The following is a 16631-nucleotide window of genomic DNA, read 5'->3' on the forward strand; positions in this document are numbered from 1 at the left end:
ACCATTCACCCCCGGGACAGCGCCTCCAGGGCGTGCATCCTGAGCTCCATGGGGTCGGCCTCCGCGCCCAGCCATATGGCTATGTTCTCCCTAGCCTGCAGCACCAGCATCCAGAGGCCGTCCACGGGGGTGCAGCCGCTTGCCGCCGCGAGCCTGAGGAAGGGTGTTGTGAGGGGCCTGTAGACCATGTCCACGGCTATACAACCCTCCCTAAACCCCCTGGTAATAGGTGTGGACACTCCATCCCAGCCTAGGGGGGTGGCGTTCACAACCACCTCCGCCTCAGAGGCAGCGGCCTCCAGGCCTCCCGGGGAGACGGCCTCAACCTCGGCCCCCAGCCCCCCCAGGTCCTCGGCGGCCTTCCTGGCGGTCGCCCCTGTCCTGCTAGCTATGAGAACCCTGCCCGCGCCCCAGGTGGCGAGGGCGTAGGCCGCGGCCCTGCCCGCGCCCCCGGCGCCTATGACTAGGGCCTTGTCGGGGGGTGAGGCGGTGTATAGCCTGAGCGAGTCTAGGAAGCCCCTCCAGTCCGTGTTGAACCCCTCCCAGCCCTCTTCCCCCGCGACCATAGTGTTCACAGCCCCTATAGCCCTGGCGTGCTGGTCTAGCCGGGCGGCGAGGCGGAGGGCCTCCCTCTTCAGGGGCTTTGTAACGTTGAAGCCGTGCAGGTCTCCGGCGGCCTCTAGGGCTGGGGCTAGCCCCCCCGGGCCGGCCTCGTAGACCCTATACTCCAGCCTGAGCCCCCTCCCCCTGGCGAACCCGGTGTAGATAGCCGGGCTCAGGCTGGAGCCGACTCCCGAGCCGAATAGAGCTAGCCTGATCAAGACCCGCCCAACCCCATCTTCAGGTACATCCCCAGTATCTCCGGGCTCGGCGGCACCCCCTCTAGGGGGGCCTGGGGGTGGGAGCCGAAGACTAGGGGGGCTCCGAGGGCGAGGGCTGTGAGCCTCGAAGCCAGCGTCCCCGGGCCTAGGGTGAAGGAGGTGGCGAACCCCCGGGCCTCGGCCACTATCCAGGCCGACGCAGCCTGCTCCCAAGGCTCTAGGCCGGGGTATACCAGCTTGTATATGGAGGCCCCCCGCCTCTCGGCCTCGGCAGAGGCTTCGAGAGCCTCGGAGGGGGTTGGAGGCCTTTGGGGGTGGCTGCTGGCTATGCAGCCCGAGCAGCCGCCGGAGGCGGCGAGGTCCTCAACCTCAAAATCCACGAGCCACCCCTTGGGGGCGAGGTCCTCGAGCCTGGAGAGCAGGGAGGCCCTCTCCCCCCTCGGCCTCCTGTCGAGCCCCCCGTGGCCCCTGCTCCTGAGTGTGGCCACCACCCTTGCCGGCCTGTTGAGAATGGTGGAGAGCTCCATATAAGCCTCCCTAGGGTCTCCCCGGTAGAAGTCGAGCCTCAGCTCTACGCAGCCTGTGGGGAGTGAGAGGGCTAGCCTGGCGGCCTCCCCCACGCTCTCCACGGGGACCACGGTGCATATCCTCCCGTCCACAGCCACCCCTCTCACCCCCCGCCCCACAGCTCGACCATGAGGCGCGAGACCGTCTCCACGGGGACCCTGGAGAGTCTGGGCCTGCCGAGCCGCTCGAGGATGGGCATGATAACGCCGCCCCCCTCCCTCTTCTTGTCAAGCCCAACTAGCCCCGCTGCCTCCCTGGCGAGGCCGGGGGGAGGCTCTAGCGGTAGGCCTATGGTGGACAGCATGCCCAGGACCTCCTCAGCCTCCCGGCGGGGTAGGCCTGCCAGCCTCCTGCTGAGCTCCAGCTCCCCGGCTAGTCCTATGGACACAGACTTGCCGTGGCTCAGCGTGTAGAGTGAGGCCGCCTCCAGGGCGTGGCCTATTGTGTGGCCGAGGTTTAGTATCCTCCTCAGACCCCCCTCCCTGGGGTCCCTGGCCACCACCTGCATCTTGTAGCCGAGGCTCCAGAGGGCTAGCCTGGCTAGGGGGCCTGGCCTCCTGTCGAGGGCTTGGATGAGGAGGCTCGCCGCCAGCTCCCTTTCACCCGATAGGGCTACGTGCTTCACCAGCTCTGCGAAGCCGTCTCTATAGCCTTCGCCCGGCTGGCCCGCCACTATGCCCGGCTCAACTATAACCGCCCTGGGGTTGTGGAAGGTGCCCACCATGTTCTTGCCAACCAGGTTCACCCCCGTCTTGCCGCCCACAGCCGCGTCGAAGGCTGCGAGGGTTGTTGACGGTATGTTGACCGTGGGGAGGCCTCTCATGAACGTTGAGGCGGCGAAGCCCGCGGCGTCCAGCAGCGCGCCCCCGCCCATTATGTACACCGTGGTGGACCTCTCCACCCCGGCCTCCAGCATGCTGAGCCAGAGCCTCTCCACCCAGCCGAGACTCTTGACAGGCTCCCCGCCCCCCGCCGTGGAGCCGAGGACCTCGACACCCCCGCTCTCCAGTATCCGGGCTAGCCTCGACGCCTCCGCGGCGAGGGCCTCCTCGCGCACTATGTAGGCTGTGGCCCCCTCCGCCGCCTTTGGGGCCTCGGCGAGGGCGCCCTCGCCCGCGGCCACAGCGGTCTCCTCCACTGTGGAGAGCCTGAACCTCCTCCACTCTACAGCAGCCTGTGCCACCTAAGCTCACCCATGAGCCTGGCTAACTCCTCGGGCGTGAGCTGCTGTTTAGCGTCGCTCAGAGCCTCCTCAGGGTTCGGGTGGACCTCGACTATCAGCCCGTCAGCCCCGGCGGCCAGACCGGCTTTGGCGAGGGCTGGCACCAGGCTTCTCCTCCCGGCGGGGTGGCTCGGATCCACTATAACGGGGAGGTGGGTGGCCTCCTTCAGCACCGCTACTGCGGCCACGTCTAGGGTGAACCTTGTGGACGTCTCGAACGTCCTTATACCCCTCTCGACTAGGACCACCTGCCAGTTGCCCTCGAGCAGGATGTACTCCGCAGCCGCCAGGAGCTCCTCGAGAGTGTTGCCGAACCCCCTCTTCAGCAGCACCGGCTTCCCAGACCTGCCCACCTCCCTGAGTAGGGGGAAGTTCTGCATGTTCCTAGCCCCTATCTGCAGCATGTCCGCGTAGCGGGCGACGGTCTCGACGTGCCTCGGGTCGAGGACCTCGGTCACAACCGGGAGCCCGGCCTCGTCTCCGGCCCTCCTCAGTAGCTTGAGGCCCTCCACCCCGAGGCCCTGGAAGCTGTAGGGGCTTGTCCTCGGCTTGAAGGCGCCCCCCCTGAGCATGTGGGCGCCAGCCTCCTTCACGGCGAGCGCCGCCTCCCTAACCTGCTCCCAGGACTCGACGCTGCAGGGCCCCGCTATAACAGCCTTGGCGCCCCCGCCTATCCTTACACCCCCCACCTCTACAACTGTCTCCCTGCGCTCCTCACTCTTGAGGGCTAGCTTTACACCCTTGAAACCGGCCACTGAGAGTCCACCTCCACACACTAGAGGGCGGCCGCGAGCCTTCTAACCCTCCTAGCCACGCTCTCCGGGTCGAGCCCCAGGTGCTTGAGGAGCGACATGTAGTCCCTGGAGGAGGAGCCGTAGACGCCCGGGGGCACCCCTATCCTGGCCTGCCGGGCACAGGCCCCCTCCTCGGCTAGGATTGATGAGACCACATCGCCAAGCCCGCCCGCCGTTCTATGCTCCTCCACAGTCACGAGCAGCCTAGACCTCTCGGCAGCCTCGAGCACCAGCCTCTTGGGCGCGGGTTTTATGCTGTAGACGTCCACAACGCCGACCCTGAGCCCCTCAGACCTCAGCAGGGCGGCCGCGGCCAGGGAGACCCCCACCATAGGCCCTGTAGCCAGCAGTGTGACCGCCTCCCCAGGCTCCACGAGGACCTCGCCCCCTCCAGGCCGGAAGGCGAACCCTCCTTCTCCGTAGACTCTGAAGGCGTTGTCCCTCCCCAGCCTTACGTAGGCCGGCCCCCTATACCTCCTAACAAGCCACTCCACAGTCTCGACTGTGGCCACGTCGTCGGCTGGGGAGAAGACGGCGGTGCGCGCGAGGCTCCGCATGAGGGCTAGGTCCTCGAGTACCTGGTGGCTCGACCCGTCTAGGTGGGGGGATAGGCCTGTGTGGGTGGCCACTATCTTAACGTTGAGCCCGTCCCTGTCCACCGTGTTCCTTATCTGCTCCCAACCCCTCATGAGGAAGGCGCCGAAACCGGTAACCACGGGCCTGAGGCCTGCTAGGGCTATCCCCGCGGCTGTTCCAATAAGGTCCTGCTCGCTGATACCCATGTTCAAAACCCTCCCCGGCGCAGACCCATACACCTCAATAGCCCCAGTGCTCCGCAGCGTGTCAGCGTCGAGCACCACCAGGTCCTCCAGCTCGGAGGCGAGCCTAGCCAGGAGCCTGCCCAGGGCTCTCCTATAGCTCGCCATCTGGAGGGCGGGAGCGCCAGCCACTCTACCACACCCTCTCCACAGGGCCCGGGGGGCTACCTTTAGGCGTCTACAGCCTCAACTATTATGGCGGTGGGCCTGTCCCCCGCCCTGGAGTCTAGGGCCCCCGCTATCTCCTCCACCCTCCCCCCAACCGTAACAGCCTTCCACCCGAAGCTCCTCCACCTGTCCTCCAGAGGCTCCTTAGGCTTGATAGCCTCCGTCTCCCCAGTATGCTGAACCCTGTTCCTATCCACTATAGCCACCACCTCCCAGAGCCTCATGGCCGCGGCTGTGGCGGCAGCCTCCCACACCTGCCCCTCATCAAGCTCCCCATCGCCAAGCACCACGGCCACCTCAACCCTCCTCCCCTTAAGCCTCGACCCTATCACGAGGCCGTTGGAAACGCTCAACGCCTGTCCCAGGCTGCCGTTGGACACTATGGTGAGCGGCGTCCTCCCCGCCTCGGGGTGGGCTTGGAGGGGTGAGCCGGGCTTTGCGAACAGCTCCTCAACAGAGCCCTCCTCCAACACCCCCATCTCCTCGAGAAGGGTGTAGAAGCCTAGGCTGGCGTGGCCTTTGCTGAGTATCACCTGCCTGTCAACACCCTCCACACGGCCCCGGGGGACCCAATATGCGTATAGCACGGCCAGTATAGGCAGGGCCGTGAGGCTCGAGTGGAGGTGCCACCCGAGCCCGCGCCCGGCGAGGATATGGAGCCTCCTACGGGCAGCCTCCACGAGGGAGGAGACTGCGCTGAGGCTAGGAGACGAGAGGTCCGGAGAAGCTAGAGGTATTGGCGCTCCATCACCAACCACCACACGATACTACACAGGCCAACCCTAGAACGTAATACTCAGCAGAATTTAAGCTTTCACACTTACAGCAGGCCTCAAACCCAGGCTAGAGTACGGGGAAACAGTTTAATGGAACTTGGGATAGAAGGCATACTGCTATATCAAATCCTGCGTGGCCTAATATATAGTGGATGGGGACGGGCGGCACACCATTAGCCGGGGGATCCCCAAGCTCCGAAGCCCGCCTAGGAGGTAGGGTGTGGGGACGTGGAGCCTAGGTTTATCCTGCTCGCAGCACTTGCAACAGTCCTCGCCCCGGCTATTATTGCGGCTGGCGCGGGGGATTCAGCCGTGTCCTGGGACGTCATCGACGCCTCCCCCCACCTCTGGTATAGGATGGCCGAGACCCTGGTGCAGAGGCTCTACGACCCCAGCCTGGGGCTGTTCAGGGAGACCTGGGGGACCCCGGAGGGCCAGTGTTGGTACTGGAACACGGAGCAGGGGGAGGCGGCTCAGATAGCGGTGTACCTCAACGACTCCACCCTCCTCTCTAACCTGTTGGCGGCCTACAAGCAGTATCTTACGTACGATAATGGAACCAACGTCTACCTGTTCTCCCGGTACACGCCGTGCAGCATGATAAGGCAGCTCAGCCTAGACCCCCAGAACTTCAGCCTCGGCAACCTTATTGTGAACGTTGGGGGAGACCTGGCGGGCGCCAGGACGGATATACCAGATTATCATAGAGCTATAGCCCTTAGCCTGGACATCTATAAGGACCTCACTAACATCTACGAGCAGGATAAGGCGTGGCCCAACATGTGGTACACCGCTAACCTGAAGAGCCACGAGGTCTGGTACCTGGCTCCCGGCGACACCAGCGACTACAAGGGGATATGGGATACCTCGGACGGAAGCCTGGGCACAGGCAGGATAACCGGCTACAGCGTGAGGGTCGACCAGGTCACGGACCCCGCCACCAACACCACCTATGAGGTGGGTGTTGCGGAGAGGACTATGGAGGACGCCAACCTAAGCTACACCCAGCGCTTCATACTCGAGCCCGGGAAGCCCTATCTCAAGGTGGAGCTAACGGTCACTAACAAAAGCCAGGATACTCTCAGCAACGTGAGGGTGACCCTGGCGTTCGACAACCTGGACTGGTGGCTATACAGGCACTGCTACATACCGGGCCTGGGCTACTTCGATGCATCTAGAGGCGGAGCCCTGATTAGCCCTCGCGAGAAGGAGTATGTCATCGCCTCTACGAGGGGTGGGGAGTGGCGGAGTATAGTTGACTCTAACGGTGGTGTATGGTGGCCGAGCATAATCTACGCCGATGCACCCCTAGGTGTTAACAGGGCCCTTCTAGTCTTAGTCCAGGGGGGCTACGACGTCCGCTTATGGGGGTACGGAAACCTGCAGACCCCCCATAAGGAGTTCTACGGCGACTCGGCCCAGCCGGGCTGGTACTACCGGTGGCTGAAGTACGAGATTTTCGTCGGCGACCTAGCCCCAGGCGAGTCTAAGACTGTGAAAGTGCTGATCATCCCGATGGCAAGCTACGCCCCGGGCCTCGAGGACCTCTATATGGAGATGGCTTCTAAGCTGGACCAGCTGGGGGGCCGGGACTTCAGCTACGCGGTCAACACGGGCACCGGCGCGTTCAAGGGGCTCTCCATGATCTACGGCTCCGTTGACCGGGACGGCCGCGAGTTCGTGTCCAGGGTCGTCGAGGGTGCTGGCTACGTTATGGAGGGGTGGGGGTGGAGGGTATCCACAAGGACGCTCGCCAACTACATACTTGCCCTAGCCCTGCTATACGACCACACAGGTGATAGGGTGTATCTTGACAGGGCGGTGGAGGCCGCCCAGAATCTACTCAAGGCCCAGGTCAGGGATCCCAGCGACCCCAGGAACGGGGGGTTCCTGGAGGCCGTCATCCCCTTCGGAACTGCTACATATCTCGACGCCAACGCCGAGGCTGCCCACGCCCTCCTGGCCCTCTGGGAGAGGACGGGGGATGATGCTTACAGGGAGGCGGTTGACTACTGGCTCCAGAACTGGTTCCACAGGGAACCTGGTACGGGGCGTTGGTACCACTATACCCGGCTGGCCAGCGGGGAGGAGGGTTGGAGCCTCGAGAGGGTATACCTTGACGAGGAGCAGCCGTACTCCCTCGGCTACCTCCTGCAAGCCCTCTCTAGACACTACTGGAGCGACGGGAGGCTGCTAGCCTCGGCCAACAGGATCTGGAGCCTGCTGAGCAGCGAGTACTGGGTGCCTACGCGGGAGGGGGCTGGCGAGGCTAACGTTGAAACCCAGAGCAGCGTGGCCGCGGGGTTGAGGGAGTATCTGCTGGCTCAAGCGAGGAGTGCTGGCGCCGCTCTCGAGTATGTTAGGGGAGGGATAGTACACACTATAGCCTTCCAAACCCTAGGGGCCTCCCCCCACTCTAGCGCAGGGTTGCGGCTGGTGGAGGTTAGAAGTCTTATAGGCGTCTCAAAAACCGTTGACTCCCCCTCTGTCACGCTAGCCGTCTACATACCCTCAGGCCTTGTGACCGAGGTTCGAGCCGGCGGCGCCCCTGCAACTAGGGTTTACAGCCTCCAGGAGCTCTCCGCGACGCCGGAGTCGTACTATGTGGACGGCGGGATAGTTTATGTGAACCTTGCCAACGCCCAGGAGGCAGCCATAACATACCAGCTAGTTAGGCTCGAGACGCCGCCTATAGAGCGTTATAAAACAATTATGGCTGCAGGGGCTCTGGCCGCGGCATCCTACATAGCGGCCGAGGCCTCAGCCCCACTCCTGCTCCTGGCCGCCGCCGCGGTAGGCCTCTCACTCTCGTCTGAAGGCCTGCTCCAACTACACCTGATCATCCTCATAATGGCGGTGTCAACGGGCCTGGGGGCAATAGCCTCGAGGAGGAAGGGCTGGCGGCGGCCTCCCGCCGAAAAACGCTCCCACGCTACTCTCCACCTATAACCCTCACACCGCCACCGTGTATATACGCGGCTAGACGTAGGGTCTAGAAGGCGAGGAGCTATTGCGAAAACCATTTACCCCCCTATTGTAACCATGGCGCTCTCAAAGCCGTGCTTGTAGCCCAGAGCATAGCCCGCCGCCAGCCCTGAGATAAGCAGCAGTAGCCCGTACACAGTGAACCTCCATCCACACCTACTATATAGGGCCCTCCTTAGGGCACGCATCAACCATGCCCACCCCCAAACCCGGCGGTTTATAAAGCTGCATACCAGCCTACTCCCATTACCAGGCCGTGGACCCTGCCCCAGGCCCCCTAGGACTGGGCCTCTCAACTCGCCGTGGCCACCGCAACCGCGGCTTTGGTCTATACGTCGCAGCGTTCTACAGTACAGGGTATCTACCGTCTGCCTCCCCTCCATAGCCTGGTGTAGTCTGGCGGTTTTTTCGTGTCTCTGAAGCTCCTGGCGGCCTCTAGTGCTGTTGTGTCTTTCGAGAGCCTCTTCAGCTCAGCTACTCCCAGCTGGGTGTGCCAGCCCTTCTTCCCCGCCCTAAGCATAGCCACTATAGACTCTACGGCGGCGGGCGGGGATGCCATTATCTTCCCCACAACCCGCCGGACGGCGTCTCCGAGCTCTCCAGGATCGTCTACAAGCAGGGAGACGAGGCCCATCCTATATGCCTCCTCCGCGGTTATGCTCTCGGCGGTTAACGCCAGGTATGCGGCCCTCGCCGGCCCGAGGACCAGGGAGCCTATGGTGGGTAGGAACGGTGGTGCCAGGTTCCAGAGGGACTCGGGCCAGGCTATCTTGGCTGTCCTCACCGCAACAACTATGTCGCCAGCCCAGAGGAGCTCGGCGCCTCCCCCTATCGCGTGGCCGTTGACAGCCATTATCACAGGCTTGGTGAGGCCTAATATCCTGTCCACCACTGTAGCCAGAGTGGAGAACAGCTTTTCAGCCTCCTCGGGTCTGCTAGCCTCAGCCAGCTCGCCGAGGTCTATACCGGCTGAGAACGCCTTGCCCTCACCCGTTATAGCCACAAACCTGACATCGCCCTCCCCCTCCAGCTCGTCCAGGGCCGCCAGGACCTCGCGCATCATGGCTGTGTTGAACGCGTTAAGCCTCTCGGGCCTGTTGAAAACGAGCCAGCCCAGGGGAGGATCCACCTCCACCTTCACAAGGCTATACCTCCCAGACAAACACGCCCAGCCCCCGTGTTCACTGCACACAATAAATCAATAGCTCCTAGGGATGGAAAATAGGGCTTTTAACACGCAGTGTATAAACAGCTCATAGCCAGTGGGAGAGTTTAGGCCCGACCGCAGCCCGGGGCGGTCGCAGGCTGGAACTATCCATAGATTCCGCGGCTTGATGCATGAGGCAACCGAGTATACCCTACACCCGCCGTGTTGAGTATGGGAGGCGTCTAGGGTGTGGGGCTCGCAGTCCCGCTGGAACTCCAGCCTCCCCAGCCTCCCGGCATTCCGCCGTGAGGCATGCCTCCCCCGCCCATGGGCATCATCGGCGTGCAGTCGATCCTCTCAAGAGTTATACCGTTGACCACGACCTCACCCGCTATTATAAGGGGCCCCATACCTGTTTTCATAAGCACCCCCCTCACGTAAACATCCCTCCCCACGAGAAGGGAGGCTAGCTGGTGGCCCATCAGCATCTCCCCGCTGCTGGCCTGCCAGCAGCCAGGTAGGGCCAGCATCACCGTCCTCCCCTCCACCACCAGGTAGACCAGGTGGTGGTGCATCATAGCCGGATTCCCTGCTGGCGCCTCCACTACACCACTGACCTCCACAGGCCCCTGTAACCCCCTAGCAGTCTCCAGCCCCCTCCCCAGGGAGCTTGAGCTACTGTAGACGGGGAGGCCAGCGGTGAGGGGTTCGGCCTCGGCAGGGTAGAAGTAGTAGGCTATGGCTGGAGCTAGAAGTGCTAGTATGGTGGCTGCTACTGCAAACCTTATTACACTAGCCAAGGCTGGAGACCACCTCCCAGGGCCCATCCTGCCTGGGGCTTGGGGCTTGCCAGCTGGCATGCCAGCATAGTCCTGGGAATCCAAGGTAAAATCTGCTAGGCCGCATCGACAGCCCGTCCCCCACGGCTTGAGCCACACACTCATTTCTACCGTTATGGGCGCTGGGGTCTATATATTGGATTAACATGTGATGAGTAAATCTTAAAAACCCGCCGCTACCGGGGATTCCTGGGGAGCATTTATTTTGGTAGAGGGTGTTCTAGCCGCTCTCTACAGCGCATCGGCGGCGCTCTTCATGATGATAGCCGCCGTGCTGGCCCGGGCCTACCTCAGGCTTGGCCTTCAGGAGCTGGCTGGCGTGGCCTGGGGCTTCTCTCTCCTCTCAGCATCCTCGGCAATGGGTGCTGCCGAGATGCTTGTCAGCTCCCCGAGGATGGCTGTGAGCCTGTACGTTGGATCCGCCTCTCTGGCGGCCGCGGGGCTCGCTATAATACTCTTAGCCAGCCTAGAGTCCAGGAGGTCTATACCCCCCGTGGCCGCAGCCGCCCCGCTCGTGATGGCCCTATCCATAGACTCTGTAGCCGGCGTCCTGGGCCTCCTAACCGGGTACACCAGCCGCGGCCTAGCCAGGCTCGGGTTCGCCCTGCTAGGAGTCTCCCACCTGGGTAGGGCTGTTAGCGTGTACCTCATGCCTGGGAAAGAAGCTGTGGCGCTCCTACTAGCCTCCGAGCTCCTTAGGTCGCTGGCAGCGTTCATAATGTCCCTCTACTATAGCGGCAGGGTTGTTAGAAGTGGCGAGGAGGAGTAGGGTAGAGATAATAATAGACGTGCTTGAGGCCCTCCAGGCTGAGGGGCCTATGACGCCTACTAGGCTGGCGACAGTAGCCAATATGCCCTACGATAGGCTGCAGACTGTTCTAGAACCCCTTGAGGCTAAGGGGCTTATACGCGTCAAGGACATGGGGCGTTCGAAGCAGGTGGAGATAACGAGGGAGGGGGTTAGAGCCCTAAACGATCTGAAGCGTGTTAGACGGTTGCTTAACGATCTCGGGTTTGCATAGCCCTCCCCTGTTTTGAACCTGTCAAATACATCCTCCTAAACAACAGCTCCCCAGGATACTATGGATAAGCCTGAGGGCGGTAAAGATGAAGCCGAGGATAGCTATCTTGGGAGGCGGCTTCGGAGGCCTCCAGGCTGCACGCTACCTCTCGAGACTCCTAGGCGAGAAGGCCGATATCACGGTTGTCAACGATGCTGACAAGATCGTTTTCAAACCGGCCCTAACCTACCTGGCGGCTGGCCTGAGGTCCTCGGCGGAGGAGCTTTACATACCTCTCAAGGAGAAGTTTACTGGGAGCAGGGTTAGGTTGGAGGTGGCTAGCGTAAGGGAGATCTCTCCCGGTGATAACAGGGTTAAGCTAGACTCCGGCTCCGCCATAGAGTATGATTACCTCGTTATAGCCCTCGGCGCCGTTCCCGACGATAACGCGCTCCCCGGCCTGGCGGAGGCTAACGCAAACCCGTGGACGCTCGAGGGCGCCCTAAAGTTGAGGAGGGCTCTTGAGGCTGGTGCCAGGAAGGTTATAGTCGGCTCCTTTAAGCCCCCCTACCCATGCCCGCCTGCACCCATAGAGCTGGCGGGCCTCGTGGCTAAGAGCCCCCTGGCTGGCGGCGGAGGGCTGGAGGTAACCCTGGGGTTCCCCGGCCCCAGGCCTCTGCCTCCACTGGGTGAGGAGGTGTCCTCCAAGCTGGAGGCCCTTATAGAATTCTCCCCTATCAGGTATGTGAGGGACTTCAAGCCCATCGAGGTGGACCCTGGGAGAAGGGTGCTGAGGCACGGGGGAGGGGAGGAGAGTTTCGACGTCCTAGCCCTTGTACCCCCCTACAAGGTCCACCCCCTGATCAGGGAGGCTGGCCTCGCCGGCGAGGGAGGATGGCCTAGAGTGTCTTTCGACAAGGGGTTCAGGCACACTAGCTACGACAACATCTACGTTATAGGGGATTCAAGCGTCGCCCAGTACGGAGCACCTATGGCCGGGTTCCTGGCTGGCTTTATGGCTTGGAGGGCCGCTAGGGCTATAGCACAGGACCTGGGCGAGGCTGTGGAGGGCGGCGATAAGAAGGCGTATGCCAAGTGCTTCGTAGACTATATTGACGACGGGGCAGCAGTATTCTGCGACTTCACAGGCCTCTTCACAGGCGAGGGAGGTCCTCACTGCCACGTTATAGCGGAGGGAGGGCTGGTTGGAGAGTACAAGAGGGCGCTAGAGAGGTACTGGAGGGCCTTCAAGCTCTGAAACAGCCGCGAGAGGCTACATAATGAGGCTAAAAAATAAAGGTTGGGGCTGGCGGCCTTCACGAAAAACCTTTTTACACTGGTGTCTAGTTGAGAGCGTCGTATAGAGCTGGGAAGACGAAGGTTCCTATCCCCTCAACCTCTATGGCCACCGCGGCGCCTCCCATTCCTCCCCTGAATATTGTGAGCTTCACGTTTACCTCCTCGCCCCTGTCCTCAACAGCCTTTTCTATGTTCTCGAATATCCAAGCCCCGCTCACCATGTATCCGTTCTCAGCGTCTATGTATACCGGGAGTATCTTAGCCCTAACCGTCCTCTCCCCCGTGTCTACCACTATCGCGTTGTACCTGTCCAGGGCGTTGACCACAACACCCTCAACCTCGGCAAGAGCCTCCTCCATGCTGTCCTGGTCCATGAAACCGTAGCCCATACCCCAGGGCATCCCGGGGCCGCCGTGCCATGGGCCTTGCATGCCCATCATATCCTCCATGTACTCCATCATGGGACAGCCCTCACCATGCTCGTCTCCATAGGGCTCGTCATGATCGTCCATACCACCCATACCAGGAGAGGCCATGGGCTGGCCGCCGTAGCCGCCCATCATGCCTCCCATGCCCTGGCCTCCTCCATGGGCTAGCGCTGAGGCTGCGTATAGGCCTCCGCCCACAAGTATCGTGGAGAGGGCGAGGGCCACAGCAAGTATCCTTAGATCCACACCCATGCCGCTTCACCTCGCGTGTCCACCCTAGGTTATTCAAGGGTGCTTTAAAAACGGAGACTCACAAATTGTGAGTCTCCAGCAAAGCTGTCTTAATAGTTAGATACTTCTCCTTCATGGCTTGCCATAACCTGTGCTTCGGGCTGTGGCCGCGTAAGTTTCGGCATATAATATCCTTCATACTAAAATATCTTTAATGATATATGAGGTGGGATGAGCGGTGATGGCATATAGCCTTGTCGAAATAGCCTCGAAACCCCTCCTACTAGACGCGGGAGACATGGACACCATGATGGGTGACGGGAGCATGCACTCGGGCATGATGGGATGGGGATGGGGCTTCATGGGAGGAATCTTCGGTCTCTTCTGGATGCTAATATTCATACTCATACTAGGCGCAGTGATCTACGCCATAATAGCCCTCATAAGAGGGCTCTCCACAGGACAGCAGACACAACAGCCCACGCAGATACCCGGCGAGAAGCAGCGTCTGGAAGATGAGATTAGAAGCCTCAAAAACGAGATAGAAGAGCTTAAAAGAATGTTAAGGGAGAAAGAGCAGAAATAGAGCAACCGCCGGAGGCCATAGCTACACTACATTACCCGGGCTGATATAGTGCTGATATAGTTATGCTACACTTCTGGCTTTCACCGTCCTAAACCTAACGAGCTTCAGCATCTCGTTGTAAAGCTTAGTATACACTTAACCTGGCCAAGGCTACCTTAGCCCCGCTTTCCCGATATATCTCAGCTATGCCCGAGATGTTCTGCTACCCTTCAAGTGCTCGGGTTAACCCTCGACTACCAGTCGACATGTCGCGCTACCCTAGGGAGGCAGCATGCTCAATAAGAAGGCGTTGACAACAACCACGATGCCCCCCGCCAGCACCGGCACCAGGAGGGCCAGAGGGCCGAGCTTCCTGTCGAGAAACCACGATACCAGGGAGAGGAAGCCCCATACAAGCATAGAAGGGGGGAGCAGAAGGGCCAGCTCCACTATAAAGATATAAAATTCTAAATCGGGGGAAAGGCTGAGGTCCCTCAGGTCGAGCAGGAAGAAGGCCAGAGCTGTGCCTAGCACGTAGAGGATGGGGGTGTTGTACCAGGTAAGCCTCAAGAGCCCCAAGCCAGAGGCCCCGAAAAATGTTATCCAAAGCCGTCCTAGATATACCATTCATAATAACCATTAATACAGACCAGCACAGCAGCCAGCATGATCTCCCCGCTAGTTGGAAGCAACTCCACATACTCGAGGAGCCGCCGGGCCTCCACAACCTTAATGTAATCCTCAACCCGGGCGAACCTCTCTGGAGGCGGGGTCTGGGAGTTCAGCGCCATCTCTATCTTAGTAGCAATGGCCTCGATCTTCCAGAACAGGTACTCCTCATCCCTCTCCGTAAAGTAGGTGAGCTTCGTATCCCTCGCCACAAAACCCAGAATATAGGGCCACAGCTCCCTCCCAACCTTCTCATCCTCCAGGAGAGTATAGAGGTCCAGCGGCGGCCCCCCACCCTCACCACCAGCCTCCCCAGCAAAAGGCAGCAGACCCAGCAGCTCCCTGGGATCAGGCTTCTCCCTAGCCCCGGTAAGACGCCTAACAAACTCCAGCAAACCCAAACACACCCACAAACAAATATGCGCCCAAACATGCGGCGGAGGGGAAGACAAGGAGCACCGCGAACAGGAGGATAAGTAATATAATACTTTACTTTACTGTTAGAGAACGCATAGTCCAAACAATACAATTAAACACGTTCTCTAACACAGCTTCAGACTCTAGACTCCGAACCGGTGTTAGAGAACAGTCAACCCGGGTTGCCAGGCCTATTCTCTAACACCCGGTCACCGAGCCTACGCACAACCGGGTCCGCCGCCAGAGAGTCCAGCACAGCTTCAGCCTCCTCCAAGGCCCTGGCCAGGGCCTCCCTCACATCGCCCGGCAACCTATCCCTGTAAAACACTAGCAACGCCCTTAGCAGCCTAACCTGAGCCAGCAGCTCAACCTCAGCCAGGCAAGCAGCCAAAACCTCCATATCCCGCCCAGAGTTAGAGAAGCAAACCCACAGCACCGCCAACCACCTTCTCTAACGCTCACTCAGTATACTGAGTGAGCCAACGGTTATAAACCTCACTATAATCAGACACTATACTGAGGTGAGCCAAACATGGTAAAAAGGGTCTATATAATATTCGACAACGAGGAATTCCAATACCTAAAGAAAATAAAGGAACAACTAGGCCTCTCATGGCCAGAAGCAGTCAAACAAGGTCTAGAGTGCCTCAGTAAAGAGAAACGGAAGGAAAACTAGCTTAAATAGAAAGGGAGAGAGGGTTCTCTTGAAATGAAAGTGGAGAACATAACTGTGAAGCCTTGCAGAGAGGCCTTGCAACCATGTATCGAGTTTGATTTAAACCTCGATACAAGCGGTTCCATAATCGCTAGTGAGGAAATCCCGCACATAGTTGGAGTTACTCTCTATATCGCGGATGGCGGAAGGAAAACGCTATTAGCCCCATGCATAATAGAATATTTGAATATATACGGCCCGGAGATAATGCCTCAACAGCCGAGATCGCCAGCGATAATGATCAGCGCCAGAAATTATGTTATACAGAAGTCTGTAGAGGGAAGAACGCCAGGTTATAACCTACAGTTGAAGTGCAAAACTCTACTCACCAGGGGCGCCCTAAGGTTTATAGAAAATAAGAGGAGGCTAAGGGAAGACCGATCCGTCGAGTTAGTGTTGACACTTAGGTATTACACCCTAACTAGTATAGCTACTCAAGGGGCCGACTCATTGAGGATGCCGAGACACTTCTTGCTAATGACTCAACCGCTCAGAGAAGAAACCATAACCATAACCATAGATGGATACAGGTGGGTTAAAGAATTCCTATCAACATTTTTGCTCGCCGAATACGACGTCGTAGAACTCCCCATACCCAAGCTGAACGAAGCCAACCAGATAGCCCAGGAACACCTAAGAAGATCTATAGAGGCCCTTAGAACCGCTAGAACAGCCATATACGAGACACTCATGATAGGCCCGGCATTCACAGCCCTAAGAAACGCCATAAACGAGCTATGCGAGGGCCTCATACCACTGGGCCTGGCAGAACGTGTCAGCACAGTAGGCTGTAAGTTCAGCGAAGACGCAATAAAACAGCACATGGGAGACGAGGAGCTAGCTAAGCTAATCACGGAAACACTAACCAAACTTAAAAGTATCACCCAAAAAGCCCCAGAACCAACAGCACCACACATCTCAACAGAAAGACAAATACAACTACACCAAATAGAATCCCTAATCGGAATAGCCACATACCTAACAAACCTCATACTAAAAACAATAACCGAAAAACAATTCCAAATCGAGAGTTAGAGAACAGGCTGGTAAGCACACACCAACATATTCTCTTACCCAAACTCTAAAGCCTTCAAGCCCAATACGCACCTTTATCATGCCTACCTGAAATCGCTTAACGGTTAAAGCGGTCAGTCGGCCCCCGGAATAAA

At 59.5% G+C, this 16631-nt stretch carries 19 protein-coding genes; 6 read left to right on the forward strand and 13 right to left on the reverse strand.

Going from position 1 to position 16631, the window contains the following annotated elements; genetic code table 11:
- Positions 1–5: 5 nt before the first annotated feature.
- The 6 genes from ACAM_RS02215 to ACAM_RS02240 are packed head-to-tail and all read right to left on the reverse strand — an operon-like array spanning position 6 to position 5148.
- Positions 6–821: a shikimate dehydrogenase family protein gene (locus ACAM_RS02215; RefSeq protein WP_022541179.1), complete on the reverse strand. Its 816-nt coding sequence runs from the start codon at positions 819–821 to the stop codon at positions 6–8.
- Positions 818–1486 (reverse strand): type I 3-dehydroquinate dehydratase, encoded by a 669-nt coding sequence (locus ACAM_RS02220; protein ID WP_022541180.1) that lies wholly within the window; start codon positions 1484–1486, stop codon positions 818–820. Before ACAM_RS02220 ends, ACAM_RS02215 begins: the two co-directional genes overlap by 4 nt.
- A gap of 5 nt (positions 1487–1491) precedes the next feature.
- Entirely contained in the window at positions 1492–2571 is a 1080-nt protein-coding gene (locus ACAM_RS02225; protein ID WP_022541181.1) for a 3-dehydroquinate synthase family protein, read from the reverse strand.
- Entirely contained in the window at positions 2553–3365 is an 813-nt protein-coding gene (gene aroF / locus ACAM_RS02230; protein WP_022541182.1) for a 3-deoxy-7-phosphoheptulonate synthase, read from the reverse strand. The genes ACAM_RS02225 and aroF overlap by 19 nt, the downstream gene beginning before the upstream one ends.
- Before the next feature lie 20 nt (positions 3366–3385).
- Positions 3386–4354 carry a transketolase family protein gene (locus ACAM_RS02235; RefSeq protein ID WP_022541183.1) on the reverse strand — a complete coding sequence of 323 codons (969 nt, stop codon included), beginning with the start codon at positions 4352–4354 and terminating at the stop codon, positions 3386–3388.
- Positions 4355–4392: 38 nt separating this feature from the next.
- Positions 4393–5148, reverse strand: a complete 756-nt coding sequence (locus tag ACAM_RS02240) for a 1-deoxy-D-xylulose-5-phosphate synthase N-terminal domain-containing protein (RefSeq protein ID WP_198407780.1) — start codon at positions 5146–5148, stop codon at positions 4393–4395.
- Between the two features lie 246 nt (positions 5149–5394).
- On the opposite strand from ACAM_RS02240, the gene ACAM_RS02245 reads away from it, so the two are divergent.
- Positions 5395–8115: a hypothetical protein gene (locus ACAM_RS02245; protein WP_022541185.1), complete on the forward strand. Its 2721-nt coding sequence runs from the start codon at positions 5395–5397 to the stop codon at positions 8113–8115.
- A gap of 74 nt (positions 8116–8189) precedes the next feature.
- On the opposite strand, the gene ACAM_RS08330 is transcribed toward ACAM_RS02245, so the two are convergent.
- The 3 genes from ACAM_RS08330 to ACAM_RS02255 all read right to left on the reverse strand — a co-directional run bounded on the left by ACAM_RS08330 (position 8190) and on the right by ACAM_RS02255 (position 10098).
- Complete coding sequence (locus ACAM_RS08330; protein ID WP_022541186.1) at positions 8190–8342, reverse strand: hypothetical protein; 153 nt, start codon at positions 8340–8342, stop codon at positions 8190–8192.
- Between the two features lie 170 nt (positions 8343–8512).
- Positions 8513–9313, reverse strand: a complete 801-nt coding sequence (locus tag ACAM_RS02250; RefSeq protein ID WP_158318580.1) for an enoyl-CoA hydratase/isomerase family protein — start codon at positions 9311–9313, stop codon at positions 8513–8515.
- Positions 9314–9540: 227 nt separating this feature from the next.
- Positions 9541–10098, reverse strand: coding sequence for a hypothetical protein (locus tag ACAM_RS02255; protein ID WP_022541188.1), 558 nt, complete (start codon positions 10096–10098; stop codon positions 9541–9543).
- Positions 10099–10342: 244 nt separating this feature from the next.
- Here ACAM_RS02255 and ACAM_RS02260 point away from each other — a divergent pair, with 244 nt between their 5' ends.
- The 3 genes from ACAM_RS02260 to ACAM_RS02270 all read left to right on the forward strand — a co-directional run bounded on the left by ACAM_RS02260 (position 10343) and on the right by ACAM_RS02270 (position 12396).
- Entirely contained in the window at positions 10343–10906 is a 564-nt protein-coding gene (locus ACAM_RS02260) for a hypothetical protein (protein ID WP_022541189.1), read from the forward strand.
- Complete coding sequence (locus ACAM_RS02265; RefSeq protein WP_022541190.1) at positions 10890–11159, forward strand: winged helix-turn-helix domain-containing protein; 270 nt, start codon at positions 10890–10892, stop codon at positions 11157–11159. The genes ACAM_RS02260 and ACAM_RS02265 overlap by 17 nt, the downstream gene beginning before the upstream one ends.
- An 85-nt stretch (positions 11160–11244) precedes the next feature.
- Positions 11245–12396, forward strand: coding sequence for an NAD(P)/FAD-dependent oxidoreductase (locus tag ACAM_RS02270; RefSeq protein WP_022541191.1), 1152 nt, complete (start codon positions 11245–11247; stop codon positions 12394–12396).
- An 85-nt stretch (positions 12397–12481) separates the two neighbouring features.
- Here the strand turns inward: ACAM_RS02270 and ACAM_RS02275 are convergent, their stop codons facing one another.
- Entirely contained in the window at positions 12482–13117 is a 636-nt protein-coding gene (locus tag ACAM_RS02275) for a hypothetical protein (protein ID WP_022541192.1), read from the reverse strand.
- A 220-nt stretch (positions 13118–13337) separates the two neighbouring features.
- Between ACAM_RS02275 and ACAM_RS02280 the strand changes: the two genes are divergently transcribed.
- On the forward strand, positions 13338–13682 hold the full coding sequence (locus ACAM_RS02280) for a hypothetical protein (protein ID WP_148706345.1): 345 nt from the start codon (positions 13338–13340) through the stop codon (positions 13680–13682).
- Positions 13683–13940: 258 nt separating this feature from the next.
- Here ACAM_RS02280 and ACAM_RS02285 read toward each other — a convergent pair whose 3' ends face one another.
- The 3 genes from ACAM_RS02285 to ACAM_RS02295 all read right to left on the reverse strand — a co-directional run bounded on the left by ACAM_RS02285 (position 13941) and on the right by ACAM_RS02295 (position 15138).
- Entirely contained in the window at positions 13941–14240 is a 300-nt protein-coding gene (locus tag ACAM_RS02285) for a hypothetical protein (RefSeq protein ID WP_148706346.1), read from the reverse strand.
- Between the two features lie 35 nt (positions 14241–14275).
- The gene (locus ACAM_RS02290; protein ID WP_022541195.1) at positions 14276–14725 is read right to left on the reverse strand and encodes a hypothetical protein; all 450 of its coding nucleotides are present in this window, start codon (positions 14723–14725) and stop codon (positions 14276–14278) included.
- Positions 14726–14919: 194 nt separating this feature from the next.
- A complete protein-coding gene (locus tag ACAM_RS02295) occupies positions 14920–15138 on the reverse strand; it encodes a hypothetical protein (RefSeq protein ID WP_148706347.1) in 219 nt (72 codons plus the stop codon).
- Between the two features lie 318 nt (positions 15139–15456).
- On the opposite strand from ACAM_RS02295, the gene ACAM_RS02300 reads away from it, so the two are divergent.
- Positions 15457–16497 carry a hypothetical protein gene (locus tag ACAM_RS02300; RefSeq protein WP_022541197.1) on the forward strand — a complete coding sequence of 347 codons (1041 nt, stop codon included), beginning with the start codon at positions 15457–15459 and terminating at the stop codon, positions 16495–16497.
- Positions 16498–16631: the final 134 nt, after the last annotated feature.

The sequence above is a fragment of the Aeropyrum camini SY1 = JCM 12091 genome, from assembly GCF_000591035.1.
In the GTDB taxonomy this organism is placed as follows: domain Archaea; phylum Thermoproteota; class Thermoprotei_A; order Sulfolobales; family Acidilobaceae; genus Aeropyrum; species Aeropyrum camini.

Excerpts from the sequence above, each read along its gene's own strand:
- ACAM_RS02300 (WP_022541197.1), top strand. The coding sequence starts at position 15,457 with ATGAAAGTGGAGAACATAACTGTGAAGCCTTGCAGAGAGGCCTTGCAA.
- ACAM_RS02275 (WP_022541192.1), bottom strand. The coding sequence starts at position 13,117 with ATGGGTGTGGATCTAAGGATACTTGCTGTGGCCCTCGCCCTCTCCACG.
- ACAM_RS02270 (WP_022541191.1), top strand. The coding sequence starts at position 11,245 with ATGAAGCCGAGGATAGCTATCTTGGGAGGCGGCTTCGGAGGCCTCCAG.
- ACAM_RS02280 (WP_148706345.1), top strand. The coding sequence starts at position 13,338 with ATGGCATATAGCCTTGTCGAAATAGCCTCGAAACCCCTCCTACTAGAC.